Source organism: Pseudomonas sp. stari2, assembly GCF_040760005.1.
In the GTDB taxonomy this organism is placed as follows: domain Bacteria; phylum Pseudomonadota; class Gammaproteobacteria; order Pseudomonadales; family Pseudomonadaceae; genus Aquipseudomonas.
The window spans coordinates 4,410,056-4,434,600 of sequence record NZ_CP099760.1 but is presented as its reverse complement, the minus strand read 5'-3'; the positions used below and the strand labels follow the sequence as shown (position 1 = coordinate 4,434,600).

The window sequence follows — 24,545 nt, the reverse complement described above, 5'->3', positions numbered from 1 at the left end:
GCTCACCATGGCCTGTTCTTGTTCGTTCAGCTGCCGGTGCCGGCCCCCGATCCCCCCGTTCCGCCACCCGCTGCACCGGTTCCGCCTCCGGCGCCCGAGCCTGAGCCACTAGCGCCGCCGTTGGTTCCGGTACCTGTTTTCATCCCGTCGGAAGGGCCGTCGTTAGGTCGGTTAGTGGTGTTGTCCGGTGGCATGCTCGTTCCGCCGTTGGCGCCGGATTGGGTGCCCGATGTGTTGGCACTGTCGTTGGCGGCAAAACTGGCGGCGGAGGCTGTGGCCAACAAACCGGCCAGCAGCATCGAGGTCAATGTGCGCGTCTTCATGGTACGTCTCCAGAAAGGGGATTTACCTGATATTGGTCTGAAGCGTGCCTCGCTTGGTGCCGACCGGGTGACCAGTGGTACTCAGAAGTCTACGGTGGCCGAAACCTTCAACGTGCGCGGTGCGCCCTGGGTCAGATAGCCGCCATTGGCCGAGGCCCAATAGGCTTCGTTGGCGACGTTTTCAAGATTGGCCCGCAGGGTGATCTGTTTTTCATCCAGTTTGAAGGCGTAGCGCGTGCCAAGATCGAAACGGGTCCACGCTGGAATGCTCTGGGTGTTGGCCGCGTTCAGGTATTGGCCTCCGGTGCGCAACATACGGGCGCTGAGTGCTGCACCTTCCAGCCCCGGGATGTCCCAATCGGCACCGAGGTTGAACTGGAAGCGCGGCACGCCGACGGCACGGTTGCCGTCATTCACGCCGTTGGCGCTGCCTTCGAGTTCCGTCTTCATCAATGTCGCGCCGCTGAGCAGGCGCACGCCGTCGAGCGGTTCGCCGTAGACGTTGAGTTCCACGCCCTTGTTGGTCTGCTGGCCGTCGACCCGGAAGATACCGTCCTGGGTGTAGCTCGACGGTTGCTCGATGCGGTAGACGCCGAGGCTGGCGCCATAGCTGCCCATGTCCAGCCGCACGCCGGCCTCGACCTGTTTGCTGCGCACCGGCGCGAAGGTTTCGTCGCGGTTGATTGCGGTGGTCGGCGGCGTCGGCCCCTTGGCCAGACCTTCGATGCGGTTGGCGTAGAACGACACGTGCTCCCAGGGCTTGATCACCAGACCGTAGACCGGAGTGGTGATCGATTCGTCGTAACTCGAAGTGCGGGCCCCGGTGGCCGTGGCCCAGCCATCGACCTTCATTTGCTGGCGGCGCAGGCCGAGGGTCAGCAGCACGCGGTCGTCAAGGAAACCGAGGGTGTCGGAAATCGCTTCGCTGCGCAGGGTGTTTTTGCCGACGACGCGCGGATCGTTGATGTCACCGGCGAACGAGGTGGCCGGCGGGCGCGGTTTGTCGGTGACGTTGTACAGATTGGTGGAGTAGCGCGAGGCATTGCCGATGGTTTCGTAGGCTGAGCGCTGCTCGCCCCAAATGCCAGCCCAGCCGAGGTTCAACTGATGGGTGACGAGGCCGGTGTCGAAGCGACCGTTGAGGCCGGCCATGGCGCTCTGGTTGTCTTCGTCGTGGGGCGAATAGAGCATGCCGCCGCGGGCACTGCCGTTGAGGTCCGTGACGGTCAGCGACGAGTAAACACCGTTCTCGCGGGTGTGCTTGGCACCGCCGGACACGTAGGCGGTCCAGTTGTCGTTGAGGTCATATTCGGCGCGGGCCATGCCGAAGGTGTCTTCGAGTTGCGAATAGCTCCAGCTCTGGGCGTAGCTGGCGTTGGCGTCCGGTACTTTGGGGGCTTTTTTCAGGCTCGAATCGACATAGATCACCGAGCGACCTTGATTGATCACCTGCTTCTGATAACCGAAATCGGTCGAGACCCGCAGGCGTTCGCCGCGATAGTCGAGGCCGATGCTGAACAGCGACGAGCGCTGGTCTTCGTCATCGACGGCGGTGTCGCCTTCGCGTTGCATCAGGTTGACCCGTGCACCGAAGCGGTTGTCCTCGCCAAAGCGCTGACCGAGGTCCAGATGCCCGCCGACCCGGCCGTCGGCGCTGTAATCAAGGGTGACGCTGCGGGTCGGCGTGTCCAGGGCGCGTTTGGGTTGCAGGTTGATCCCGCCACCGATGCCGCTGCCGCTCGGGGTGACACCGTTGACGAACGCATTCGGGCCCTTGAACAGCTCGACGCGATCCAGCGCTTCAGTGGCGATGATCTGCCGGGGCAGCACGCCGTAGAGACCGTTATAGGAAATGTCATCGGAGGCCAGCGGCAGACCGCGGATCATGAACATCTGCGAGAAGTTGCCGAAGCCGTTGGACTGGCGCACCGAAGAGTCGTTGAGCAACACATCGCCGATGGTTTGCGCCTGCTGGTCGGCCATGGTCTTGGCGGTGTAGCTGGTGACGCTGAAGGGCAGGTCGTTGACTGCCTGATTGCCAAGCATGCCGACTTGAGCGCGGCGGGCGACCTGTTCGCCGCCGTAGGTGTCGCCGCTGTCGTCGCGCAAGGCAGTGACATTGGTGGCGCCGAGTTCCAGCGCGCCGTCCGCTGCGACTTTCGGGGCCAGGGTGTAACCGTTGTGGCCGGTGCTGATCAGTTCGAAGCCGCTGCCTTCCAGCAACCGGGCAAAGCCGCTTTGCGCGGTGTAATTGCCTTGCAGGCCCGGGCTCTGGCGATTGCCCAGTTGCGACGGATCGAACGACAGCGGCACGCCGACGCTGACCGCAAATTGCGCCAGCACATGGTTGAGCAGGCCAGGGCCGATGTTGACGCTTTGGCTGGTGCTTTCGCTAACGCTGTCGGCGGCGTGGCCGAGGGTTGGCAGCAGCGCGCCGAAGGCCAGGGCGAGGCTCAGATTCAGGGCCTTGAGCGGGAAAGAAGCAGGGCGGGGCGTGGGCAATGCGGTCATTCGGCGATCCTGTCGAGCGCGTGGAATTAAAAGGTCTATCCACTCACCGAACGAGACGCGAAAAGGTATCAGCGACCATCGAAAATAATCTCGCCGGGCTCAGACACGGGGTTCCACCGACAGCCAATAGCGGGTCAGGCTGTTGATCTTCAGCGGCAGCGTGTCGCTGAGCAAACGCAGGCTGGAATCGGTGTCGCGCAGGGAAAATGCCCCGGACACGCGCATTGCCGCGACATCCGGATGACAGCGCAAGACCCCCCGACGGTATCGGCTCAACTCTCCGAGCAATTCGTCCAGACGCATGTTGCTGGCCAGCAGCATGCCTTTGTCCCAGGCCAGGCTCGCAGTGTCGAAAGTTTCGGCGCTGTCGAAGCCGTTCAGCTTGAAGCGCTGGCGTTCGCCGGCCTTGATGATCGCGTTTTGCTTGAGCAATTCCGGGGTGATTTGCACCTGGCCCTCCAGCACCGACACCAGGCTGCGCGAACCCTCGGTGCGCACGCAGAACCGCGTGCCGAGTGCACGAGCGAGGCCTTGCGGGGTTTCGACAATGAACGGGCGGGCGGCAGCATCGCTGGCGGTGTTGATCAGCACTTCGCCGTTGAGTAACAAGACTCGGCGCTCGACCGGGCTGTAGGCGATGTTTACGGCGCTATCGGTGTTGAGCAGCAGTTGAGTGCCGTCCGGCAGTTGCAGCGTTTTTTGCTCGCCGACTGTGGTGCGCTGGTCGGCGGTCCATTGCTGCCACGGAACGTGTTGTGAGGCGATGCCCAGCGGTCCCGCTATCAACAGCAGGCCGAGGCGGGTGACCGTCTGGCGACGGCTGAGGCCTTCTTTGCGTGAAGCCCGTTGCAAGGTCTGGATCGCCACATTGGCCGGCACGCTGCGCAAATCACCGAGCAGAGCTTCGGCCCGTTGCCAGGCGATGGCGTGTTCGGCGCTGCGGCTGCGCCATTGGGCGATGGCCTGATGATCGGACGGCGAGGCGGTGCCCGAATGCAGCTGCACCAGCCAGTCGGCGGCTTCACCGAGAATCTGCGGATTGATCATCGACGAACTCATCAGGCGACACTCAGGCAGGCAATGAACGCGGCGCGCATGTGGCGTTTGACGGTAATCAGCGAAACATTCAGGCGTGTGGCGATCTGCGCATAGGTCAGGCCTTCGATCTGCGACAGCAGGAAAATGTCGCGGGTCTGCGCCGGCAACTCGCGCAGCAACGCTTCGATGCGCCACAGGGTTTCGAGAATCAGGTAGCGGGTTTCCGGCGACGGCACCTCGGCGGCGGGCAGGCTGGCGATGGTTTCCAGGTAGGCGCGCTCGATGTCCTGACGCCGCCAGCGGTCGATCACCAGACCTTTGGCAATGTGCGTCAGCAGTGCCCGGGGTTCGCTGCCCAGCGGTTTGACCACCTGACGGCTGAGCAGGCGCAGAAACGTATCGTGCGCCAGGTCGGCCGCATCACAGCGATTACCCAACTTGCGCTGCAACCAGCCTTGCAGCCACCCGTGGTGTTCGCTGTAGAGCGTCTGGACTTGCTGATTCAATGGCAGATCGAAAGGCGACATGGGCGGCAGATACTCATTGCGGGCATCCGATGCCTGGCTGCAATTAGAGTGCAATTAAGAATTGATCGCATTCTAGTGGCGCGGAACGAGCGCTGGCAATTGCCTTGTTGCACTTTCTTTTCTGGCGCCAGAAAGAAGTGGCCTACCCGTCTTCCGGGAGATTGGCTATTTGTTTGGTCCGCCCCCGGGACTAACGTAGCCACACATTCACTCGCCCCGGAGAGTCACCATGAAACCTCGTGCCGATTTCTACACCGCTTCCCCAGACGCCCTGAAAGCGATGATCGCCCTGGAAACCGCCGTTTCGAAACTGCCGCTGGAAAAGACCCTGATCGAATTGGTGAAACTGCGCGCTTCGCAAATCAACGGCTGTGCGTTCTGCATCGACATGCACACCGCTGACGCGATCAAGGGTGGCGAAACCCCACGTCGCTTGTTCGCCGTGACCGCCTGGCGTGAAGCGCCGTTCTTCACCGACCGCGAACGTGCCGCGCTGCTGTGGACCGAGTCCCTGACCCAACTGAGCCTGACCCACGCCCCGGACGAAGATTACGAAGCCGTCGCTGCCCAGTTCTCGCCGAAAGAAATGGTCGACCTGACCGTGGCGATCAGCACCATCAACAGCTGGAACCGTCTGGCCGTGGGCTTTCGCAAAACCCCACAGGCCTGATCGATCAATGTGCATCGGCACTCGGCGCGGCCGGTGGTTGCACCTTGCGCATCAAGGGCACCATCGCCGTGGCGATCACGAAGCACACCATGATCATCAGGAACGTGTCGCCGTAGGTTTGGGTCTGCGCCTCGCGGTAGGTCAGCAGCCATAACTGATGCAGACCGGCGGTGATGCCGACATCACCGCTCTGACCCAGTGCGGCGAAGTTGCCGCCGACCTGGGCCAGCCACTGGTTCAAGGCTTCGTTGCTGCTGTTCAGATGCTCGGCCAACCGGGTGAAGTGCAGGTTGGTGCGGTCGTTGAGAATGGTCGCGCACGCGGCAATCCCGATTGCGCCGCCCAGGTTGCGCATCAGGTTGAACAGGCCCGAGGCGTGTTTCAACCGCGCGGGGGCCAGACCACCCAACGTCAGCGTCACCGCCGGCGGCACCGCCAGTTGCTGGGCAATCCCGCGCAGGGCTTGCGGCAACATTAACTGCCCGGCACCCCAATCGTGGGTGATCGGACTGAATTCCCACATCGACAACGCGAACAACGCCAAGCCCGCCATCATGATCCAGCGTAGATCGAGGCGATTGGCCAGAAAGGCGTACAGCGGAATCGCCATGATCTGGAACACTCCGGTGGAAAAAACCGCCAGACCAATGTCCAGCGCGCCATAGCCGCGCACCCGGCCGAGAAACAGCGGCGTCAGGTAAATCGTCGCGAACAGGCCGATCCCGGTGACGAAGGAAAAAAAGCAGCCGAGGGCGAAGTTGCGATCCTTGAGGGCGCGCAGGTCGACGATCGGATTGGCCACGTGCAGCGTGCGACCGACGAACGCCAAGCCGGCCAGGGCACTGATCCACGCGGTGGTGAGGATGGTCTGGTCGCTGAACCAGTTCCAGCGCGGACCTTCTTCGAGGGTGTATTCCAGGCAGCCGAGAAACAGCGCGAGAAACACCATGCTCAGATAGTCCGCACCCTTGAGCAGCGACAGTTCCGGCTGGTCGATCTTGACCAGCATCGGCACCGCCACGGCGACGAAAATCCCCGGCACCAGGTTGATGTAGAACAGCCAGTGCCAGGACGAAATATCGGTGATCCAGCCGCCGATCACCGGGCCCAATGTCGGTGCCAGCGAGGCCACGGCGCCAATGGTCGCGGCGGCGATTACCCGCTGTTTGCCGGTGAAGAAAAAGAACGCCGTGGTGAACACCAGCGGAATCATCGAGCCGCCGAGAAACCCTTGCAGCGCCCGAAAGGCGATCATGCTCTGGATGTTCCAGGCCGCGCCGCACAACAGGCTGGCGAGGGTAAAACCGACTGCCGAAGCACAGAACAGCCAGCGTGTAGAAAACACCCGTGACAGCCAACCCGACAACGGGATCACGATGATTTCGGCGATCAGGTAACTGGTCTGCACCCACGCCGTTTCATCGGTGCCAGCGGACAACCCTCCACCGATATCGCGCAGCGAGGCCGAGACAATCTGAATGTCCAGCAACGCGATGAACATGCCGATGCACATGGTGGCGAAGGCGAACACTTTGGTCGCCGTCGCCATCTCGGCGGCATTGAACGGCTGCGCAGGGACGGCGAGGGCGCGGCTCATGGCGCGCTGGCCACGGCGGTGGTTTCGGGCTGGCGGGTGTCGACTTCAGCGGTCACCGACAGGCCCGGACGCAGGTGGCCGAGCACGCTGTCGGCGGGGTCGAGCAGGATCCGCACCGGCACCCGCTGGACGATTTTGGTGAAGTTGCCAGTGGCATTTTCCGGCGGCAGCACGCTGAATTGCGAACCGGTGGCGGGGGCGAGGCTGTCGAGGCGGCCGTGGAATTCCTGGCCGGACAACACGTCGGCGTGGATGCTCACGCGCTGGCCGGGTTTCATCCGCGCCAGTTGGTCTTCCTTGAAATTGGCATCGACCCACAGGCCGCTGGCCGGCACCACCGACAACTGTTGCGAGCCGGCCTGGGCGTAAGCGCCGACCCGCGCGCGGCGGTTGCCGATCACGCCGTCGACCGGGGCGCGCAGTTCGGTGTAGCCGAGGTTGAGTTGTGCCAGGTCACGTTCGGCCCGGGCCTGCTGGAGGGCGGCGCGGGCCTGTTGTTTCTGGGTTTCGATCACTGCGAGTTGGCGTTGCGCAGCCAGCAATTCGGCCTGAGCCTTGGCGCTCAAGGCTTGCGCAGTCTTGAAGGTGGCGTCGGCCCGTTGCGCGCTTTCCACCGAGACTGCGTTGGTGGTCACCAGACGCTTGTAGCGGGCGTTGTCGTCCCGTGAACGGGCGGTTTCGGCACCGGCAGCATCGATGCCGGCGCGGGCCTGACCGATCACCGCTTCTTGCAGTTGTTCAGTGGCGTCGAGGTTGGCCAGCAGCGCTTCTTCGGCGGCGACCGCACCTTCGGCCTTGGCCAGATTGGCGCGATAGTCGCGCGCGTCGAGGCGGATCAGCACGTCGCCGGCCTTCACGGACTGGTTGTCGCTGACCAGCACCTCTTCGATGTAACCGGCCACCTTCGGCCCGATCACCGTGACGTCACCGCCGATGTAGGCATCGTCGGTTTCTTCGAGAAAGCGTCCGGCGCCCCACCAATGCACGGCATACAGCCCGGCGAACACGAGCGCGGTCAGCCCCGCAGTGGGCAACAGCAGGCGTTTGAGCAGGGGAGGTTTGGGAGTGCTGACCGGAACGGCGAGGTCGGGTTCAACGGTGGGCATGCTGGTCATGGCGTAATCCTGCAAAGCGAGGGTGTTATTACGGCTGTAATATGACGTGAGTAATATTTTGTGGCAATTGATTTTTATCGCCGGTCGTCAGTTGCTTACCTGAGCCAGGTGCCGGGTGTGCTGCCGGTAATGGATTTGAAGAACGCAATGAATGCGCTGTCGCTGGCGAAGCCCAGTTCAAACGCGCAATAGCCGAGGTTGCGCCCGGTGGCGAGCAACTCCATGGCGCGCATCAATCGCCATTGCTGACGCCATTGTTGATAGCTCATGCCGGTTTCGCGCTGGAAGATCCGGCCGATGGTGCGGCTGCTGGCGCCGATCTGTTGCTCCAGCACTTGCAGCTCCGGTGGCAATTGATCGGGCTGTGCAAGCAGGGGGGCGAGACGCTTGTCTTGCGGCAATGGCAAAAGCATCGGTTGCTGCGCCGCGTCACGGATTTCACTCAGGCACAGCCCCAGCAAGTGGACGAATTTGCCCTGCTGCCAATCGGTGGCGAAATCAGCAATCGCCATCGGTTCAAGCACGGCGCGCAGCAGCGGGCTGACCTCGATCACGCAGACTTGTTGCGGCAGCTCGCGGCACAACTCGGGCGTCAGGTAGATGGAGCGATAGTCGACGCTTTGCTGCATCACCGCCCGATGCGTGACGCCACCGGGAATCCAAGCCGCCCGCGACGGCGGCAGCAGACACAGCTGCTGCGCCAGCGTGATGCGCGTGCAGCCCTGTCGGGTGTAGAGCAGTTGCCCGCGCTGATGACGATGCAGGCCGGAGTCGTGATCGCCGAGGGTGGAAGCGATGCCGACTACCGGCGCCGGGAAGCGATCCGGGTCAAAACGGTCGTGGGCTTCGAGCCAGGCCATGAGTTGTCCGATTTCAACGATAAATTGTCAGGGTTTGGATAATACGCCAGCCACGGCTTTTTAAACTCCTCGGCGTTTTTGTTGAGGAGTCATGGTGATGAGTCATAGAACTTTTTTGATGTTGGCGATTGCACTGCTGATGTTTCCGCAGATCGCCCAGACGTTGTTCAGCCCGGCGCTGGGGGATATCGGCCGTGCGTTCGATGTTGGTCCGCAAGCGGCGGCGCAGACATTGTCGGTGTACTTCCTGGCGTTTGCCTTTGGCGTGGTGACGTGGGGGCGGGTGTGTGACCGGATTGGCCGGCGGCCTTCGATGCTCTCCGGTCTGGCGATTTATGCGCTTGCCTGCGTTCTGGGCTTGAGCGTTCGCAGCTTCAACGGTCTGTTGATGGCTCAGGCGCTGGCGGCATTCGGCGCCGCCGTTGGCTCGGTGGTGACCCAGACGTTATTGCGTGACCGCTATCGCGGGACCGAACTGGCCCAGGTGTTTTCTCTGGTGGGCATGGCACTGGCTGCCAGCCCGGCCATCGGTTTGTTCAGCGGTGCGAGCCTGGTTCAGGGCTTCGGCTATCGCGGCGTGCTCGTTGCGTTGCTGCTGCTGGCTTCGATCTTGTGGATCTGGAGTTGGCGCACCTTGCCGGAAACCCGTCCGTCGCAACTCACCTCCGTTGGCCTGTTCGTAACCATGGGCGACATGTTGCGCGATCCCGGCATCTGGCGTTCGGCGCTGTGGATTGCATCGTTCAATGTCGCGTTGTTCAGCTATTACAGCCTCGGGCCTTTCCGGTTCGAACGTCTCGGCCTGAGTGGCGAGTGGTTCGGCTACAGCGGCGTGGTGCTCGCATTAGCCTCAGGGTTTGGAGCATGGCTGAACAAACGATTGCTGCAAATCGGTTGCCGTCCTCTGCAGTTGATTCGCCTGGCAGCGCTCACCGGTTTGTTCGGTGGCATCGGCGTGTGGCTGCTGCAGGCGTATGTCTGGTTCGTACTGCCGATGCTGCTGGTGGTACTGGCGTTCGGCATGGCGATCCCGAATATTCTCGGCGCAGCCTTGCGCAATTACACGGATCGTCTGGGCACCGCCGGTGCATTGTTGGGGCTGTTTTATTACCTGCTGATCGGGGCGGGGTTGATGTTGGCAGCGTGGTCTCAGGCCCTCGGGGAAACCCTGATGATCTGCAACTTGCTCGCGTTATCGCTGGCGATCCGCGCTAAAAAGGCATTTGTTTAAGAAATGTAAGCAATGTAGGAAGCGTCTTGCAATTGTGTAGGAAGGCTCTGACTATCACTGCAATTGATGGGATGGCATTAAGCCATTTGATTGCAAGGATGTTGAGTGCCCTATTCGATTCGCGCTGTTACCCGTTGTAGTTTTCTGCCTCGCCCGCTGTTGTCGGCCTTGTTGTTGAGTGTGTGTGCGCCCAGCGTTCTTGCCGCCGAACTGTCGAATCCAGGCCAGGAAGTGTTGCGCCAGCAGCAACAGCAACAGCGCGATCTGCAACAACTGCAACTTGAACAGCGCAAGCGGCAACTGGAGCGCGGCGCGTTCGGCCCGACGCCTGCCACCCCGGCCATTCCCGATTCGATCAAACCCGACGAACGCTGCTGGCCCCTGAGCGGCACGCGCATCGGCGGCGTCACGCTGATCGACAAAGACCAGCTCAATACCCGCATCCAGCCGCTGCTGGCGCCGTGCATGGGTGTCGGCCAGATCAACCATTTGCTGGCGACTATCACTGCGCTCTACGTGGAGAAGGGCTACATCGCCAGCCGTCCGTACCTGAGCAGTGCACCGGCAGCGGGGCAGTCGCTGGATATCCTGATCGACGAAGGCTACATCGAGTCCATCGAACTGGCCGACCAGAGCCTGCCGGTGTCCCTCGGCGGTGCGTTTCCGGGCATGCTCGGCAAGCCGCTGAACCTGCGGGATCTGGAGCAGGGGCTGGATCAATTGAACCGTCTGCGCTCGCTTGATCTGACCGCCGACATCGCTCCCGGCAGCCAGCCCGGTGCGTCCAAAATCATCCTGCGTTCACGGACCTTGGGGCCGTCGCGCTGGACCCTTGGCGTCGGTTTCGACAACCTTGGCAGCGCCAGCACCGGGCGCGACCGCAACACGCTGAGTCTGAGCCTCGACAGTCCGCTGGAACTCAACGACCTGTTGAGCGTGAGTGCCAGCGACACCCTCAACCGGGGTGATCGCTACAACCGCAACGCCAGCCTCTATTACGCAATTCCCTACGGCTATTGGACGTTCAGCACCTTCGCCAGCCACGCCGAATATCGCGCGCCGTTCAAGCTCAGCGCGGCGACCCTGCACAGCACCGGCATCACCGATCAGCTCAGCCTGCGCGCCGACCGCGTGTTGTGGCGCGACCAGAGCCATCAGCTCAGCGCCAACCTGCAACTGGCGCACAAGGATGTCGACAGTTACCTGGAAAACGTCCGTCTCGGCGTCCAGAGCCCAACCCTGACCGTGGCCGAGGCCGGGCTCAATCTGTTCTGGCTCGATCGTGCGGTGTGGAACCTGGATTTCAACTACGCCCAGGGTTTGCGCTGGCTCGGCGCCGACGACGATGCCGATCGCCAGGTCAAGAACCTGCCCAAAGCGCAGTTTCGTAAATACCGCGCCGGCCTCAGCCAATGGCGCAACGGTCAACTCGGCGCGCAAGCCTGGCAATGGCAGAGCCAACTCAATTTGCAGTACAGCCCCGATCCGCTGCCGGCCATCGAACAACTGCTCGGCACCGACGATTCCGCCGTGCGCGGTTACCGGGTCAGCAGTGCGTCGGGCGCCAGCGGTGCGATCTGGCGCAACACCTTGCGTCTGCCATTGCGCAACGATTTTCCGGTGCAGCTCACCCCGCGCGTCGGCGTCGACCACGGCTGGATCAAGGCCGATCACGGTGCCTCGATTCAACGCCTGAGCGGCGCCAGCATCGGTCTCAATCTGGGCTGGAAAAACCTGCAAGTGGATGTTGATTACCAACGCAGCCTCAACACCCCGACCGGCCTGCACTGCGAGCCTGAAACCTGGCTGATGCGGGTCGGATTACAGATATGAACGTCAGTGAACAACAGCCATCGGACCTGAGCGCGACAGCCGTGGCCTTCAACTCAACGCGCAACGTGATGCCGCACTACATGGAGAGTTTTTTATGCCAATGAATACCTTTGCGTTTCATCTTTCCCCACGGGGCAAACTGCGCTGGGCCATCGCCAGTCTATTCCTGGTCGCTCACCTGCCGGGCGCCATGGCTGGCGGTGTGGTGGTCGCGCCCGGCCCCGGCGGCACCGCGCAATTGCAAACCCAGGGCGGCGTCCCGATCGTCAACATCGTTGCGCCGAATGGCTCGGGTCTGTCGCACAACCAGTTCCTCGACTACAACGTCGACCGTCAGGGCCTGGTCCTGAACAACGCCTTGCAGGTCGGGCAATCGCAGCTCGCCGGGCAACTGGCGGCCAACCCGCAATTGCAGGGGCAGGCGGCGAGCGTGATCCTCAACGAAGTGATCAGCCGCAACCCGTCGGCCATCAACGGCGCCCAGGAAATCTTCGGTCGCGCCGCCGACTACGTGCTCGCCAACCCGAACGGCATTTCGGTGAACGGCGGCAGTTTCATCAACACGCCGAACGCCAATCTGGTGGTCGGCCGTCCCGAGCTGAACGACGGCAAGCTGCAAGCCCTGAGCACCCGCGACGCCACCGGTCAGTTGCAGATCCAGAGCGGTGGGCTGCGCAATGGCGAAGGCTCGATCAACCTGATCGCACCGCGCATCGACAGCCAGGGTGCGATCACTGCGCGTGATCAACTGAACCTCACTGTTGGGCGCAATCAGGTCGACTACGTCAGCGGCCAGGTAAAAGCGGTGGACCCGTCGGCCAACACAACCGATCAGCGGATCGATGCCAGCCTGTTCGGCGCGATGCAGGCCGGGCGCATCAACATCGTCAGCACCGCCGAAGGCGCGGGCGTGAATGTCGGCGCAGTGCAAGTCGCCGGGCGTGACGGTGTGCAGATCCGTTCGGCTGGCGACTTGAGCGTCAGCGGCCAGGCGATCCCGGACAGTCTCGACGTGACCCGTGCCGGCATTCGCAGCAGCCAGGGCGACGTCGGCCTGCACAGCGGCAAGGACCTGACGCTGGCCGCCACCGACGTCAGCGGTCGCGACGTGAAGGTCGATGCCAAGCGAAACCTGACCCTGACCACCGTCGAAAGCCGCAAGCTCCAGGAGCAGCGCGAGAACTGGAACAACAGCACCATCGGCATCACTTGGGAAACCTACGAGCGCACCAAGACCGACAGCGATTCGCGCCAGCACGGCAGCCAGGTCATCGCCAGCCGCGACGCGCAACTGTCGTCCGGCAAAGACACCGAACTGAAAGCCGCCAAGGTCGAAGCGAAAAACAACCTCAGCGTGCAAAGCGGCGGCGACCTGCGCCTGACTGCCGCCACTGAAAGCCGCACCCAGACCGATCAGGGCAAGCACCGCAAACACCTGTGGAAAGCCGACTGGGACAGCAGCAGCGAAGAGCAGCGCAGCGTCACCAGCCAGTTGAAGGGCAGCAACATCGCCCTGCAAACCGCCGCACTGTTGCGCTCCGAAGGCGCCGAAATCGACAGCGCCGGCGATCTGCAACTGGCCGGTAAACAGGTGGAAATCACCACTGCGACCCGCACCAACCGCAGCAGCGACAACCGCTATTCCGGTGATCTGGTCGGCGGTGGTTTCTTCGGCAAGACCGGCGATGCCGACAAGGGCCAGACCCAGCATCAGGGCAGCAAGATCAACGCCGCTGGCAAACTGGTGGTCAAGGCCGACGACGTGCGCATCAGCGGCAGCCAGGTACGCGGCGGCCAGGACGCCAGCGTGATCAGCGACAACGGTTCGCTGACCATCGACGGCGTGCAGGACACCTCGCACAGCAACAACCATGACAAGGACAGCAAGTTCTTTGGCATCACCAAGGACGAGTCGCGCCAGAGCAGCAAGGAGCGCACCACGGTGCGCAGCGAGCTGGCTTCCGACAGCAACCTCAAGCTGAAAAGTGCCAAAGACATCGAAGTCGCCGGCTCCACGGTCAAGGCCGGCGGTTCGCTGACGGCGGATGCGGCGGGTGATGTGAATGTGCATTCGACGCAGAACACCCACGACAGCAGCAACAGCACCCAGACCCGTGGCTTCGACGCCTACGCCAAGGAGCAGACGGCGGAGCAGTACCGCGCCGGCGTGCATTACGAAGACAAGGCGCAAACCGTCACTGCCAACGACGTCACCCAGAAGGGCTCCAGCCTCAGCGGCGGCAGCGTGCAGGTCAAGGCGGGCGGCGATGTGACGCTCAAGGGCGCCGAGGTGAAATCCACCGCTGGCGACACCACCCTGAGCGGCAAAAACGTCTCGTTGCTGGCCGAGCAGGACAGCCACAGCACCTCGACCGAGACCCGCAGCACCGGCGGCGGTTTCTACTACACCGGCGGCCTCGACCGCGCGGGCAGCGGCGTGGATTTCTCGCACAGCACCTCGCAAGACACCACCGGCAAAAACACCGCACAAACCACTGGCGTGCAGAGCAGCGGCAGCCTCAACATCAACGCTGACAAACTCGCCACCGAGGGCGCGCAACTCAAGTCCGGCAACGGTCTGAACGTCGTCGCCAACGAAGTCGACAACCGTGCCGCCAGCCACAACGAAAGCAGCACTCACAGCGAGAGCAACTGGTCGGCGGACATCGGCGCCAACATCGAGTACAAAGACATCGCCCGGCCGATTGCCGGCGCCGTGAAAGACGTGCTCGACGGCAAGGTGCCGGACAAGGACGCACTGGCCAATCTCGGTCAGCCGAACGTCGGTATCGACGTGGCAATCGGTCATGCCAGCGCCGATAAAACCGGGCAGAGCAGCAACGCGGTGGTCAGCCGGTTCGATGGCAAGACCGTGGACGTGAAGGTCGGCGGCACGCTGCACGATCAGGGCACCCAGTACAACGCCAGCGCCGGCAAAGTGAACATCAGCGCCGACAAGCTGGTGGCCGACGCGGCCAGCAACACCCGCAGCAGCACCGAGAACTCGGTGGATGCCAAGGTCGATGTGCGCGTCTACACCAAGACCGGTGAAGACGTGAACGTGGCCGGCAGCGGCGCGGGTGGCAGCAGTCAGTCGAGCAAGGGCAGCTCCACGGCGGTGGTCGGCGGTTACGCCGGTAGCCAGGGTGTGAACATCAATGTCGGCGGCAATGCCCAGTTCGAAGGCAGCCGTTTCGACGGCGGGCAGGGCGGCGTCAGCATCAAGACTGGCGGTGATCTGGCCCTGAATCAGGCCAACGACCGTCAGAGCAGCGACAGCTCCAGCCTGCGCGGCAACGGTTCGCTGACCGTCGGCACCTTGCCGGGCACCGAGGGCACCAACGTCGATCTCGGCGCGGGTTTTCAGCTCGATCACAAAGGCAACCAGACCACCGACACCCAGGCGCACGTCGCCAGCCTCAGCGGCAACGGCTCGGTGCAATTGAGCAGCGGCGGCAATCAGGTTCAGCAAGGCACGAAAATCGACAGCGCTGGCGCTATCGACCTTAAGGCTGACGGCAAGCTCGACCTGCAAGCGGCCACCGACTCGCACCTCGCCACCGGCAGCAATCTCGGCGGCGGTTTGAAGGCCGGCGGCAGCAAAACCAGCAGCGAGAAGAGCCGCGATCAGGGCGGCAACCTCAGCGGCAACTTCAACATCGGTCGGGTCAACGAGAACACTCAGACCCTCAGCGGCGGCCAGCTCAACAGCCAGAACGACATCACGTTGAGCGGTGATTCGGTTCACCTGCAAGGCACTCAGGTCAGCGCGCCAAACGTCGGCATCGATGCGCAGAAGGGCGGTTTCGTGCAGGAGTCCGCGCAGTCCACCGACAGCCGCAACAACTGGAATGTGGCGTTGAATGCCGGTGGCAATCTGAGCAAAAGCACACCGACCACCGCCGATGAAAAAGTCAGCAGCGATCACGGTTTCAATGCCGGGGCCAAGGTCGGCGTGGATTACCTGCAAGGCACCACCCAACAGAACAGCCAGATCAAGGCTGACACTTTGGCGCTGAACAGCGCGGGCGATGCGAGCCTGAACGGTGAGCGGATCGATGCGCGCAACGTCAGCGGCAAAGTGACCGGTGATCTGTCGGTCGAAAGCCGTCAGGACTCCAGCACTCACGCCAAGGTCGATGTCGATCTGGGTCTGACTGCCAAGAGGACCCCGGCCGACGACAAGGGAAAACTCGCGGGCACCGACTACAAGCCAACGCTGAAAGTCGACGGCGAATACGCGCACAAGGACAGCGTGAAACAGGCCTCCGGCATCAGAGGTAGTCAGGGTGTGAACCTCACCGTCGGTGGTGCTACCCAACTGACCGGTGCGCGGGTGTCGGCAGAGCAAGGCAAAGTCGACCTGGGCGGTTCGAAGGTCAGCAGCAGCGATCTGAGCAACCGTGATTACGGCGTGAAAGCCGGCCTGGATCTGCCGCACAAAACCGAAGAAAACGCGCCGAAGGTGTCGCTTGAAAACGGCAACCTGAAAGTCGGACCGGTGACCCTGAGCGGTTATCTGGACAGTCAGTCCCTGCAAGCGGGGATCGACGAAAAAGGTTGATTCACCGTCAGTGAAACCGGCGGGAGCGAGCCTGCTCGCTCCCGCTTCTGATGGACACCCCGCTCAAAACGGCAGCCATTGTCGTTTCCCGTCAAGTCGATGAATGCACGCGCTCTAAACTCGGGTGAAACCGGGAGGCCGCGCCATGCAAAGCAACAACGTCGAACACCTGCGAACCCAGCTGGCCTGCGCCCTGCGCTGGGCCGCGCGTCTGAACCTGCACGAGTCCATCGCCAACCATTTCAGCGTGGCCACTTCAGCGGACGGTCGCGAGTTTCTGATCAACCCTTACGGCAAACATTTCTCGCGTATCCGCGCCAGTGATCTGCTGCAGCTCGACGCCGACGATCCGGCCAGTCTCGACCGCCCGGACGCCCCGGATATCACCGCCTGGGCCTTGCACAGCGCCTTGCACCGCAATCACCCCCAGGCCCGTTGCATCCTGCACACCCACAGCAAATACGCGACGACGCTGGCCTGTCTGAAGGATTCGCGGCTACCACCGATCGAGCAGAACAGCATGCGGTTTTTCGAGCGGGTGGCTATCGATGACAGCTTTGACGGGATGGGCCTTGGCGATGAGGCGGAGCGGGTCAGTCGGTTGCTCGGCGACAAACCGATCCTGCTGATGGGCAATCACGGCTTGTTGGTCGCGGCACCGAGCGTGGCCCAGGCGTTTGATGATCTGTATTACTTCGAGCGGGCTTGCGAGGTGTACATCACCGCGTTGGCGACCGGGCGCGAATTGCGTGTGGTCAGCGATGAAGTGGCGCGCAAGACGTGTCGACAATGGCTGGATTATCCGGGGTTTGCCGACAAGCATTTCAACGCATTGATGAGCATCCTCGATGAGGAAGAACCGGCGTACCGACAGTGACTCATTCTTGCGATAAGTGCGTCTTGCTCAACGGCTGGCGCATCACCGGAGCGCTCCACGCCTGACGCCGGTCCTCGCTCGGCGGGCAGCCGAAACGTGCGCGGTAAGTGCGGGAGAAATGCTCCAGCGAGCCAAACCCTGAACACGCCGCCACCTGGGCCACGCTCATTTGCGTCTGTTGCAGCAGGTTGTGCGCCCGGGCCAGGCGCAGGGTGATGTAGTACTTGAGTGGCGAGAGCCCGGTCTGATGTTTGAACTGGCGCTCCAGTTGCCGCCGCGACAGGCCAACCTCGCTGGCAATCGCCTCGCAGTCCAACGGTTCTTCCAGAGCCTTTTCCATCAACTGCACGGCGTGGCGGATCTTGTTGCCGTACATCCCGCTGTTGCCCAGGCCGCCGTCGAGCTGATTGTCCGCCGGGGCGCGCATCTGGCCCATCAACAGGTGCAGGCCGATTTCTCGGGCCAGGTCCGCATCGATGCGCTGGCCGATCCAGCCCAGCAGCATGTCGAGAATGGTGGTCGCACCGGCGCAGGTCAGGCGCTGGCGTTCGAGGGTGTAGAGCTGTGGTCGGGCGTGGACTTTAGGGTAACTCTCCTGAAAAGCCTGCAGGTTGTCCCAATGCACCGCCGCTTCGTAGCCGTCGAGCACACCGGCGGCGGCCAGCAGTTCGGTGCCGGTTTCCACGCCGATCAACACCGCGCCGAACAGCGCCTGCTTGCGCAGCCAACTCTTGAGCGCCGGATTGCGGCTGTGTTGATGCACCTCGAAACTGGCCAGCACCACGCAGGCGTCGAAGGCCTGCTCGGTGTTCAAGCCGTCCTCGGCGATGCTCGCCAGACCGTTGCTGGCGGCTACCGGGCCGGGTTGCAAGGACAACAACGTCCACTCGAACAGCGTGCGCTGGCTCAGCCAGTTGGCGATGGCCAGCGGCTCCAGCACCGCCGCCAGACCGAAATTGGAGAACGCCGGCAACAACAGCACCGCCACTCGCAGCGGTGCTTCATTGCGCGGTACAGCTTCAGCGGATCGGGTCATCGCCATCTCGGCTTCATCGTTGTTCGGTCTGCCAGTGCGGGTTGATCCACACCGGTACATCGAGGGCTGGCAACGGCGCGAGGTTACGGATCAGGTCGCTGGCCTTTTCCGCGATCATCACCGTCGGTGCGTTGGTGTTGCCGCTGACGATCACCGGCATGATCGACGCGTCCACCACGCGCAAGCCGTCGAGGCCGTGCACTCGCAATTGCGGGTCGACCACCGCTTCAGGATCGTCCGCCGGGCCCATCTTGCAGGTGCCGCTGGCATGGTAGCCGGTTTCCGTGACCTGCCGCGCCCATGCGTCGAGTTCGGCGTCGGTCTGCACCGAACGGCCCGGCACCAGTTCTTCACCCTTGAACGGAGCCATTGCCGGTTGCTCGATGATCTCGCGCACCAGCCGTGCCCCGGCGCGCATGTCGGCACGGTCCTGCGCGGTCTTCAGGTAATTGAACAGAATCCTCGGCGGCCGTCGGGGTTCGGCGCTGTACAACGTCACGCTGCCGAGGCTGGTGGGGCGCATCAGGTCGATGTGGATCTGGAACGCGTGGGCCGGCACCAGCTCGACACTGCCCGGTTGCACGGCCAGCGGCATGAAAGTCAGCTGCAGATCCGGGTGTTCGACGCCGGCCCGGGAGCGCAGAAAGGCGCCGGCCTCGAAATGATTGCTCGCCGCCAGGCCATCGTGGCGCACGAACCAGCGCGCGCCGATCCACCATTTGCCTGGCGCGGTGGTCCAGCGATACAGCGACACTGGTTGCTTGCAGCGAAATTGCACGACCGCATCCGGGTGATCGTTGAGGCGTTTGCCGACGCCCGGCAGGTCGTGCACGACGCTGATGCTGAGGTCGCGCAGTTCTGCAGCCGGACCCACCCCCGAGAGCAACAGCAACTGCGGCGAGTTGATCGCCCCGGCGGTCAGCAGCACTTCCCGGCGGGCGCGAACGGTGTTCATTTCACCGTTCTGCTCATATTCAATCCCGACCGCCCGCCGCCCTTCGAACAGGATGCGCAGAGCCAACGCATCGGTCACCACGCGCACATTGCCCCGTGCCAATGCTTCGCTCAAATAACCACGCGAAGTGCTCCAGCGCCGACCGTTGCGTGTGGTGCGATCGACCGGGCCGAAAGCTTCCTGACGGAAACCGTTCAAGTCCTCGCTGACCCCATAACCGGCCTCGGCACCGGCCGCGATAAACGCCGCGCACAACGGTGTTTCAACATCGCCGGGAGTGACGTGCAAATGGCCGCGGGCACCGCGATAGTCATCGCCGCCATCGGCGTGAGTCTGCGCACGCTTGAAGTACGGCAGCACCTCGCGATAGCTCCAGCCAATGCAGCCCTGTTCAGCCCAGCTGTCGTAGTCCCTGGCATGGCCACGGATATAGACCATGCCGTTGATCGACGATGAACCGCCGAGAGTGCGGCCTCTCGGCGTGCCGATTCGGCGGCCGTCGAGGTACGGCTCCGGCTCCGACTGATAGCTCCAGTTGTAGCGCGAGCCACCCACCACGATGCCCACGGCGGACGGCATGTCGATCGTCCAGCTCTTGTCCTCGGGCCCGGCTTCCAGCAGCAGGATGCGCACGTTCGGGTCTTCGCTCAGGCGATTGGCCAACACGCAACCAGCCGAGCCGGCGCCCACGATCAGGTAATCAAACCCGGTTTCGTCCATGGTTTGCTCCGTTCTGACAAATGACGAGGGAAGGGCGGATCAGTCCACGCAATGGCCGTGAATGCCGTTGAACACCAAGCGATGAAAGTGATGCACCAGATGCTCGCTTTCATTGCTGCGCTGGGCGTCGATCATGTAACGGCCCTGGTCATAGCCGAGCGAGTGCAGGCCCTTTTGCACCGAGATGTTCAGGGCGATGTCCTCGGGGCCGAGGTCTTCGTTCATCCACTTCATGCATGCGGTGCTGACGACGGCGGTCTCGGGGTTGCTGGAGTAGTAACCGAAGCGCAGCAGCGAGCGCTCGGCATCCAGCGGAATCATGATGAACGAGCCGAGAAACTCGGAGAACGGGAAGGTGTAGAAGGTGTTGTTCGGCCACATGCCGATGTTGAAAAAGCATTCCTGCGGGTTCGGCTCGCTTTTCAGCGGCACGCCATAGGCCTCGGTCGCCGACAGGTTGGCCGGTGCAGCGTAGGTCCACCAGTTGTCGCGTTTGATCAACTGATAGCCCTTGAAATCGATCAGTTTGGCGAGGTCGATGTGGCACGGGCCGGACAGTTTGAAGTGATAGCCCTCGATGGAATTGTCCATGATCACTTTCCAGTTGGCCGGCACGATCACGTCCTGTTCCTCAATCAGGCGCATGTCGGCCAGATCCGGAAACACCCGGCGCATTTCTTCGTCGGCACCGGGGAACAGATCCCGCAACGACGGTGCATTCGGATCGAGATTGAAGTAGACGAAGCCGCCGAGTTCTTCGGTGCGCACCTGCGGAATGTTGAACTGCGCCAGCTCGAAATTCTTCATCCGCTCGCAACGGGGCGCACCGCGCAGGCTGCCGTCCATCTCGTAGCACCACGAGTGATAGGCACAGCGCACCACGCCGCCGGTAGTACCACGGCGTTCTTCGAGCAAGCGATTGCCGCGATGCTGACAGACGTTGTGAAAACCATGAATTTGCCCCTGCCGGTTCTTCGCCACCACTACGCTCTGATCGAACAGATCGGTGACCACAAACTGCCCCGGCTCGGCGAACTCACTCACATGCCCGGCGACATGCCAGGCCTTCATGAAAATGTTGTCGCGCTCGGCACGGAACAGACTGTCGTCGTAGAAATAACGCGAGGGCAGGGTGAAGGCCTGCTCCGGATCCTGCTGATCCCAGGCGTCGACCGGGCTGTGCTGCTTGCGGGTCTGGAAACTGTGCATGAGGCGATCTCCACGGCTTGTTGTTGTGGGATCTAATCTAGGGTGCTGGACGGTGTGGGGGTTGATGGATTGCGACCAGTTGCTGGGCGGAATGATCAATCGCACGCTGGACCGTGGAGGCCTTGACAGCCCTGCGATAATGAAACTTCACCGCGATCATGATGCAGAGGAAATTTCTCCATGGACAATCAAGCGCTCAAGGCCTTGTTCGACCAGCAGTCCGCTGTCTATGACAAACAGTGGAGCGGCATGGCGCCCATTCGTGATGCTCTTTATTTGCTGCTGGATTCGGTGTTCGCGGGCCTGCCGGAGAATGCCCGGATTCTCTGTGTCGGTGTGGGCACCGGTGTGGAAATGGCGCATCTGGCGCAGCGGTTTCCCGGCTGGCAATTCACTGGGGTCGACCCTTCGGGTGCGATGCTCGACGTGTGCCGTCAAAGAGCAACTGAAGGCGGCTTCCTGGCCCGTTGCCGTTTTCACGAAGGTTATCTCGATACGCTGACGGATGAGCCCGGTTATGACGGTGCGACCTGTTTTCTGGTGTCGCAGTTTTTGCTCGATCCGCAGGCCCGTATCGGCTTTTTTCACGAGATTGCCCGTCGTCTGCTGCCGGGAGGGGTTCTGGCGAATGCTGATCTCGCCTCTGACACCGCGTCGCCGGCCTACGAAGCATTGCTGCGTCACTGGATGACGCTGATGGCTTCGGCCCAGGTGCCGCCGCAAATGCTCGAACGAGCGCGTGCCGCGTATGCCAGCGATGTGGCGATCCTGCCGGCGCCACAGGTCGCAGGACTGATCGAGTCGGCGGGGTTCGAGGCGCCGGTTCAGTTCTTTCAGGCGGGGTTGATGCATGGGTGGTTTTGCTCGCGCAAAGCGGAGGTTGTCGCGGTTTAGAGCGCTGGAGGTGTCGTGGGCTACTGGAAAAATCCCGGATGACGGCTAGCGTCATGAAACGGATGCTCACTGCAAGGGACTGACGGAGTGCAATTTCATGGGCAAGAAGTTCGGCAGCAGTTGGTGGATTGATGAAGGGGTGTTGATGTCGGATGAGCGGGCGGAGGATCTTGCAGCGGCCGCCAAACATTTTCCGGATGAGTACGACCCGATGATCTTTCTCACCGGCGATGCCCACCGGGAACCGCCGTTTCAGTGGGCGGCTCAGGGTGTATGGGCAGACTTCTTCGGACCGCTGATCGAAGACAACAAGATCGTCTGCCATGTCGAGCAGTATCCAAGGGACGTCACGCGTCAGTCAGTGCCGCCGTTATTCGCGCCGGTTTTCGACCGGGGCAAGGTTTTCGGCTGGGAGCACTCGGTTTTCCCGATCCTTGAAAACCTGATGAAGAATTACTACAACAAAGCGCAAGACTTTCCCGCCAATGTCATGGTTTCATTCGTCCAAGGCATGCTGGACGACTGCAAAAAAGTCGCGGACATGGGATTTCTAAAGGCCGAGTACAAGGCCCTCACAGATTTTGCCAGGCCCTACGTGGGAGAGAGGACGGGGTTCGAGAAGTTTCAGGATCTGTTCAGTGCTCCCCCATCGCCAACTACGCGGCTGTCAGCCAAGGACGGTGGCAAGTTCAAGGAACTCTATTCGAACTACGTGAAGGCCGGCATGGGGTTGCGCACTGGCATTCATCCCTACATCGCGCCTTCGATCCAGCACCTCATCGACACTTACCGTGACCACATGCACTTGATTACTTGCGGTGATGCGCACCTGCTGGTCAATCCCCTGTATCAGTACCTGCACCCACCGGTGGGCTGCTTCGGGATTGTCGATCCGGATCAGGGAAAAGGTATCGGCAAGGTCAAAGGCAAATAGGGTGTTTGCATCCTCTTGTCGAAGGGCCCAGGAATGATTTGCCGGGCTTAATGGGAAGTATTACCATTCGCTCCCCTTTCCTCAGCACGCCGCAATGATTCCCATGCTGCCCCGCAGACCCGGCTTTCTCGAGCATTACGAAGAGTTGATCGGCACCTGGACCCGTCGCCTGCGCAATCGCTCGCAGGCCGAGGATCTGGCGCACGACACCTTTGTGCGTGTGCTCGAATCCGATTCGTCGGCGGTGCAGCAGCCCCGGGCGTATCTGCACCAGACCGCGCGCAACATCGCGGTGGACGGTTATCGGCGTGAGGACCGGCGGGGTGCCATGGAGTCGGAGGCGATCGATCTCAGTGAGTCGCCGACCGGTGACCCGGAGCATTACATGCATGCGATCCAGCTGGCCGATTCCATCGAACGGGCGCTCACGGAGCTTCCGGTCAACTGCCGGCGGATTTTCGTCTGGCAGAAGATCGAAGGCCTGACCCAGGCGGAAATCGCCGAGCGCCTGGGCCTGTCCAAGAACATGGTGGAAAAGTATATGATCCGCACCCTGCGGCATCTGCGTGATCGCCTGGACGGGGCGCAATCATGAGCCGCGGCGTCTTTTCATCCCGAGCCAAACAGGACATTCCATGATGGATACTCGTGATTGCGCGTGCGGGCAAACAACGGTGCGCGATGAGGCGGCACGCTGGTTTGTGCGTTTGCAGGAGCCTGCTGTCGACGCCGAACAATATCGGAACTTCGAAGCCTGGCTGAACGAACATCCGCAGCACCGAGACGAATTCCAGTTGCTGCAAGGCCTGTGGACGGCGGCGGATCTGCTGCCGGCGCCACGGCTGAAGGCTCTGTGTGAAACCCCGCCGGCGCGTCGTGAGCGCCGTCCGTTGCTGCGGTATGCGGTGGCGGCCAGTGTGGTCGCGGTGGCTCTCGGGCTCGGTCTGTTCAGTGGCTTGAATCACCCGGCAGGTTACAGCGCCGAATTCGCCACGGCGCTGGGCGAGCGTCGCCATGTGGCATTGCCGGACGGCTCGGTGATCGATCTCAACAGCCGCAGCCGCTTGCAGGTGCGTTTCGAGAAAGGTCGGCGGCTCATCGAGCTGACCGAAGGCGAGGCGATGTTCAGCGTCGAACACGATACCTCGCGGCCGTTCGTGGTCGAGGCCGGCAGCGGCAGGGTCACGGTCACCGGTACTCGGTTCGATGTGCGCCGCGACGTGACGCAAACCCGGGTCGCGGTAGAGCAGGGGACGGTCAAGGTGCAGGGGCGGAATGCGCCGGACAACGAGTTCATCAACCTGACGGCCGGCCTCGGCACCCATGTCGATGCCCATGGCGTGGTGGCCCAGGCCTATGCAGTCAACCCGGCGGAACTCACGGCGTGGCGCAGCGGCAAACTGGTGTTCAACAACGCCAGTCTCAGTGAAGTGGTCGAAGAAGTGTCTCGTTATCGCGAGAGGCCGCTGACCGTCGCCAACCCGACGGTGGCCAATCTGCGTCTGACCAGCGTGTTCAAGTCCGACAACACCGACGCCTTGCTCAAGGCCTTGCCGAACATTCTTCCGGTGGCCGTGCGTACCCACGCCGACGGCAGCCAGGAAATAATTTCAAAATAAAATTCAGGTTTTTTTCGAGTTCGTCGTCTTCC

At 62.2% G+C, this 24,545-nt stretch carries 20 protein-coding genes; 10 read left to right on the top strand and 10 right to left on the bottom strand.

Annotated features, from left to right (window positions below; genetic code table 11):
• Nucleotides 1-26 precede the first annotated feature (26 nt).
• A complete protein-coding gene (locus NH234_RS20185; protein WP_367257215.1) occupies nucleotides 27-299 on the bottom strand; it encodes a hypothetical protein in 273 nt (90 codons plus the stop codon).
• On the opposite strand from NH234_RS20185, the gene NH234_RS20180 reads away from it, so the two are divergent.
• Nucleotides 193-462 carry a hypothetical protein gene (locus tag NH234_RS20180; protein ID WP_367257278.1) on the top strand — a complete coding sequence of 90 codons (270 nt, stop codon included), beginning with the start codon at nucleotides 193-195 and terminating at the stop codon, nucleotides 460-462. The two genes, NH234_RS20185 and NH234_RS20180, sit on opposite strands and share 107 nt — an antisense overlap.
• Here the strand turns inward: NH234_RS20180 and NH234_RS20175 are convergent.
• The 3 genes from NH234_RS20175 to NH234_RS20165 all read right to left on the bottom strand — a co-directional run bounded on the left by NH234_RS20175 (nucleotide 405) and on the right by NH234_RS20165 (nucleotide 4,399).
• Nucleotides 405-2,834: a TonB-dependent siderophore receptor gene (locus tag NH234_RS20175; RefSeq protein ID WP_367254060.1), complete on the bottom strand. Its 2,430-nt coding sequence runs from the start codon at nucleotides 2,832-2,834 to the stop codon at nucleotides 405-407. The two genes, NH234_RS20180 and NH234_RS20175, sit on opposite strands and share 58 nt — an antisense overlap.
• 99 nt (nucleotides 2,835-2,933) lie before the next feature.
• On the bottom strand, nucleotides 2,934-3,893 hold the full coding sequence (locus NH234_RS20170; protein ID WP_085733535.1) for a FecR domain-containing protein: 960 nt from the start codon (nucleotides 3,891-3,893) through the stop codon (nucleotides 2,934-2,936).
• On the bottom strand, nucleotides 3,893-4,399 hold the full coding sequence (locus NH234_RS20165; RefSeq protein WP_367254058.1) for a sigma-70 family RNA polymerase sigma factor: 507 nt from the start codon (nucleotides 4,397-4,399) through the stop codon (nucleotides 3,893-3,895). Before NH234_RS20165 ends, NH234_RS20170 begins: the two co-directional genes overlap by 1 nt.
• A 229-nt stretch (nucleotides 4,400-4,628) precedes the next feature.
• Between NH234_RS20165 and NH234_RS20160 the strand changes: the two genes are divergently transcribed.
• Nucleotides 4,629-5,069: a carboxymuconolactone decarboxylase family protein gene (locus NH234_RS20160; protein ID WP_085712558.1), complete on the top strand. Its 441-nt coding sequence runs from the start codon at nucleotides 4,629-4,631 to the stop codon at nucleotides 5,067-5,069.
• 4 nt (nucleotides 5,070-5,073) lie between these two features.
• On the opposite strand, the gene NH234_RS20155 is transcribed toward NH234_RS20160, so the two are convergent.
• The 3 genes from NH234_RS20155 to NH234_RS20145 form a co-directional block, all read right to left on the bottom strand.
• Nucleotides 5,074-6,666, bottom strand: a complete 1,593-nt coding sequence (locus tag NH234_RS20155) for a DHA2 family efflux MFS transporter permease subunit (RefSeq protein WP_085733536.1) — start codon at nucleotides 6,664-6,666, stop codon at nucleotides 5,074-5,076.
• Nucleotides 6,663-7,781 (bottom strand): HlyD family secretion protein, encoded by a 1,119-nt coding sequence (locus tag NH234_RS20150; protein ID WP_085733537.1) that lies wholly within the window; start codon nucleotides 7,779-7,781, stop codon nucleotides 6,663-6,665. The genes NH234_RS20155 and NH234_RS20150 overlap by 4 nt, the downstream gene beginning before the upstream one ends.
• A 95-nt stretch (nucleotides 7,782-7,876) precedes the next feature.
• On the bottom strand, nucleotides 7,877-8,641 hold the full coding sequence (locus tag NH234_RS20145) for a helix-turn-helix transcriptional regulator (protein WP_085733538.1): 765 nt from the start codon (nucleotides 8,639-8,641) through the stop codon (nucleotides 7,877-7,879).
• A gap of 97 nt (nucleotides 8,642-8,738) precedes the next feature.
• Between NH234_RS20145 and NH234_RS20140 the strand changes: the two genes are divergently transcribed.
• From NH234_RS20140 to NH234_RS20125, 4 genes are all read left to right on the top strand, one after another.
• Nucleotides 8,739-9,872 carry an MFS transporter gene (locus tag NH234_RS20140; protein ID WP_085733539.1) on the top strand — a complete coding sequence of 378 codons (1,134 nt, stop codon included), beginning with the start codon at nucleotides 8,739-8,741 and terminating at the stop codon, nucleotides 9,870-9,872.
• A gap of 105 nt (nucleotides 9,873-9,977) precedes the next feature.
• Nucleotides 9,978-11,705, top strand: coding sequence for a ShlB/FhaC/HecB family hemolysin secretion/activation protein (locus NH234_RS20135; protein ID WP_085733540.1), 1,728 nt, complete (start codon nucleotides 9,978-9,980; stop codon nucleotides 11,703-11,705).
• 94 nt (nucleotides 11,706-11,799) lie between these two features.
• The gene (locus NH234_RS20130; RefSeq protein ID WP_367254057.1) at nucleotides 11,800-16,269 is read left to right on the top strand and encodes a hemagglutinin repeat-containing protein; all 4,470 of its coding nucleotides are present in this window, start codon (nucleotides 11,800-11,802) and stop codon (nucleotides 16,267-16,269) included.
• A 145-nt stretch (nucleotides 16,270-16,414) separates the two neighbouring features.
• Nucleotides 16,415-17,146 (top strand): class II aldolase and adducin N-terminal domain-containing protein, encoded by a 732-nt coding sequence (locus NH234_RS20125; RefSeq protein WP_367254056.1) that lies wholly within the window; start codon nucleotides 16,415-16,417, stop codon nucleotides 17,144-17,146.
• 1 nt (nucleotide 17,147) lies between these two features.
• On the opposite strand, the gene NH234_RS20120 is transcribed toward NH234_RS20125, so the two are convergent.
• From NH234_RS20120 to NH234_RS20110, 3 genes are read right to left on the bottom strand one after another with little or no spacing between them, the layout of a single operon-like run.
• A complete protein-coding gene (locus NH234_RS20120) occupies nucleotides 17,148-18,182 on the bottom strand; it encodes a GlxA family transcriptional regulator (RefSeq protein WP_367254055.1) in 1,035 nt (344 codons plus the stop codon).
• A gap of 13 nt (nucleotides 18,183-18,195) precedes the next feature.
• Nucleotides 18,196-19,857 carry a choline dehydrogenase gene (locus NH234_RS20115; RefSeq protein WP_367254053.1) on the bottom strand — a complete coding sequence of 554 codons (1,662 nt, stop codon included), beginning with the start codon at nucleotides 19,855-19,857 and terminating at the stop codon, nucleotides 18,196-18,198.
• Nucleotides 19,858-19,896: 39 nt separating this feature from the next.
• Complete coding sequence (locus NH234_RS20110; RefSeq protein ID WP_367254052.1) at nucleotides 19,897-21,066, bottom strand: aromatic ring-hydroxylating dioxygenase subunit alpha; 1,170 nt, start codon at nucleotides 21,064-21,066, stop codon at nucleotides 19,897-19,899.
• Nucleotides 21,067-21,246: 180 nt separating this feature from the next.
• Between NH234_RS20110 and NH234_RS20105 the strand changes: the two genes are divergently transcribed.
• The 4 genes from NH234_RS20105 to NH234_RS20090 all read left to right on the top strand — a co-directional run bounded on the left by NH234_RS20105 (nucleotide 21,247) and on the right by NH234_RS20090 (nucleotide 24,513).
• Nucleotides 21,247-21,960: a class I SAM-dependent methyltransferase gene (locus NH234_RS20105; protein ID WP_367254050.1), complete on the top strand. Its 714-nt coding sequence runs from the start codon at nucleotides 21,247-21,249 to the stop codon at nucleotides 21,958-21,960.
• Between the two features lie 97 nt (nucleotides 21,961-22,057).
• Entirely contained in the window at nucleotides 22,058-22,894 is an 837-nt protein-coding gene (locus NH234_RS20100) for a hypothetical protein (protein ID WP_367254048.1), read from the top strand.
• Between the two features lie 94 nt (nucleotides 22,895-22,988).
• The gene (locus NH234_RS20095; protein ID WP_045121794.1) at nucleotides 22,989-23,489 is read left to right on the top strand and encodes a sigma-70 family RNA polymerase sigma factor; all 501 of its coding nucleotides are present in this window, start codon (nucleotides 22,989-22,991) and stop codon (nucleotides 23,487-23,489) included.
• A 40-nt stretch (nucleotides 23,490-23,529) separates the two neighbouring features.
• On the top strand, nucleotides 23,530-24,513 hold the full coding sequence (locus NH234_RS20090) for a FecR domain-containing protein (RefSeq protein WP_367254046.1): 984 nt from the start codon (nucleotides 23,530-23,532) through the stop codon (nucleotides 24,511-24,513).
• The last annotated feature ends 32 nt before the right edge of the window (nucleotides 24,514-24,545 follow it).

Coding starts and splice junctions, on each gene's coding strand:
- NH234_RS20180 (WP_367257278.1), top strand. CDS start 193: ATGCTCGTTCCGCCGTTGGCGCCGGATTGGGTGCCCGATGTGTTGGCA.
- NH234_RS20185 (WP_367257215.1), bottom strand. CDS start 299: ATGCTGCTGGCCGGTTTGTTGGCCACAGCCTCCGCCGCCAGTTTTGCC.
- NH234_RS20175 (WP_367254060.1), bottom strand. CDS start 2,834: ATGACCGCATTGCCCACGCCCCGCCCTGCTTCTTTCCCGCTCAAGGCC.
- NH234_RS20170 (WP_085733535.1), bottom strand. CDS start 3,893: ATGAGTTCGTCGATGATCAATCCGCAGATTCTCGGTGAAGCCGCCGAC.
- NH234_RS20165 (WP_367254058.1), bottom strand. CDS start 4,399: ATGTCGCCTTTCGATCTGCCATTGAATCAGCAAGTCCAGACGCTCTAC.
- NH234_RS20160 (WP_085712558.1), top strand. CDS start 4,629: ATGAAACCTCGTGCCGATTTCTACACCGCTTCCCCAGACGCCCTGAAA.
- NH234_RS20155 (WP_085733536.1), bottom strand. CDS start 6,666: ATGAGCCGCGCCCTCGCCGTCCCTGCGCAGCCGTTCAATGCCGCCGAG.
- NH234_RS20150 (WP_085733537.1), bottom strand. CDS start 7,781: ATGACCAGCATGCCCACCGTTGAACCCGACCTCGCCGTTCCGGTCAGC.
- NH234_RS20145 (WP_085733538.1), bottom strand. CDS start 8,641: ATGGCCTGGCTCGAAGCCCACGACCGTTTTGACCCGGATCGCTTCCCG.
- NH234_RS20140 (WP_085733539.1), top strand. CDS start 8,739: ATGAGTCATAGAACTTTTTTGATGTTGGCGATTGCACTGCTGATGTTT.
- NH234_RS20130 (WP_367254057.1), top strand. CDS start 11,800: ATGCCAATGAATACCTTTGCGTTTCATCTTTCCCCACGGGGCAAACTG.
- NH234_RS20125 (WP_367254056.1), top strand. CDS start 16,415: ATGCAAAGCAACAACGTCGAACACCTGCGAACCCAGCTGGCCTGCGCC.
- NH234_RS20120 (WP_367254055.1), bottom strand. CDS start 18,182: ATGACCCGATCCGCTGAAGCTGTACCGCGCAATGAAGCACCGCTGCGA.
- NH234_RS20115 (WP_367254053.1), bottom strand. CDS start 19,857: ATGGACGAAACCGGGTTTGATTACCTGATCGTGGGCGCCGGCTCGGCT.
- NH234_RS20110 (WP_367254052.1), bottom strand. CDS start 21,066: ATGCACAGTTTCCAGACCCGCAAGCAGCACAGCCCGGTCGACGCCTGG.
- NH234_RS20105 (WP_367254050.1), top strand. CDS start 21,247: ATGGACAATCAAGCGCTCAAGGCCTTGTTCGACCAGCAGTCCGCTGTC.
- NH234_RS20100 (WP_367254048.1), top strand. CDS start 22,058: ATGGGCAAGAAGTTCGGCAGCAGTTGGTGGATTGATGAAGGGGTGTTG.
- NH234_RS20095 (WP_045121794.1), top strand. CDS start 22,989: ATGATTCCCATGCTGCCCCGCAGACCCGGCTTTCTCGAGCATTACGAA.
- NH234_RS20090 (WP_367254046.1), top strand. CDS start 23,530: ATGATGGATACTCGTGATTGCGCGTGCGGGCAAACAACGGTGCGCGAT.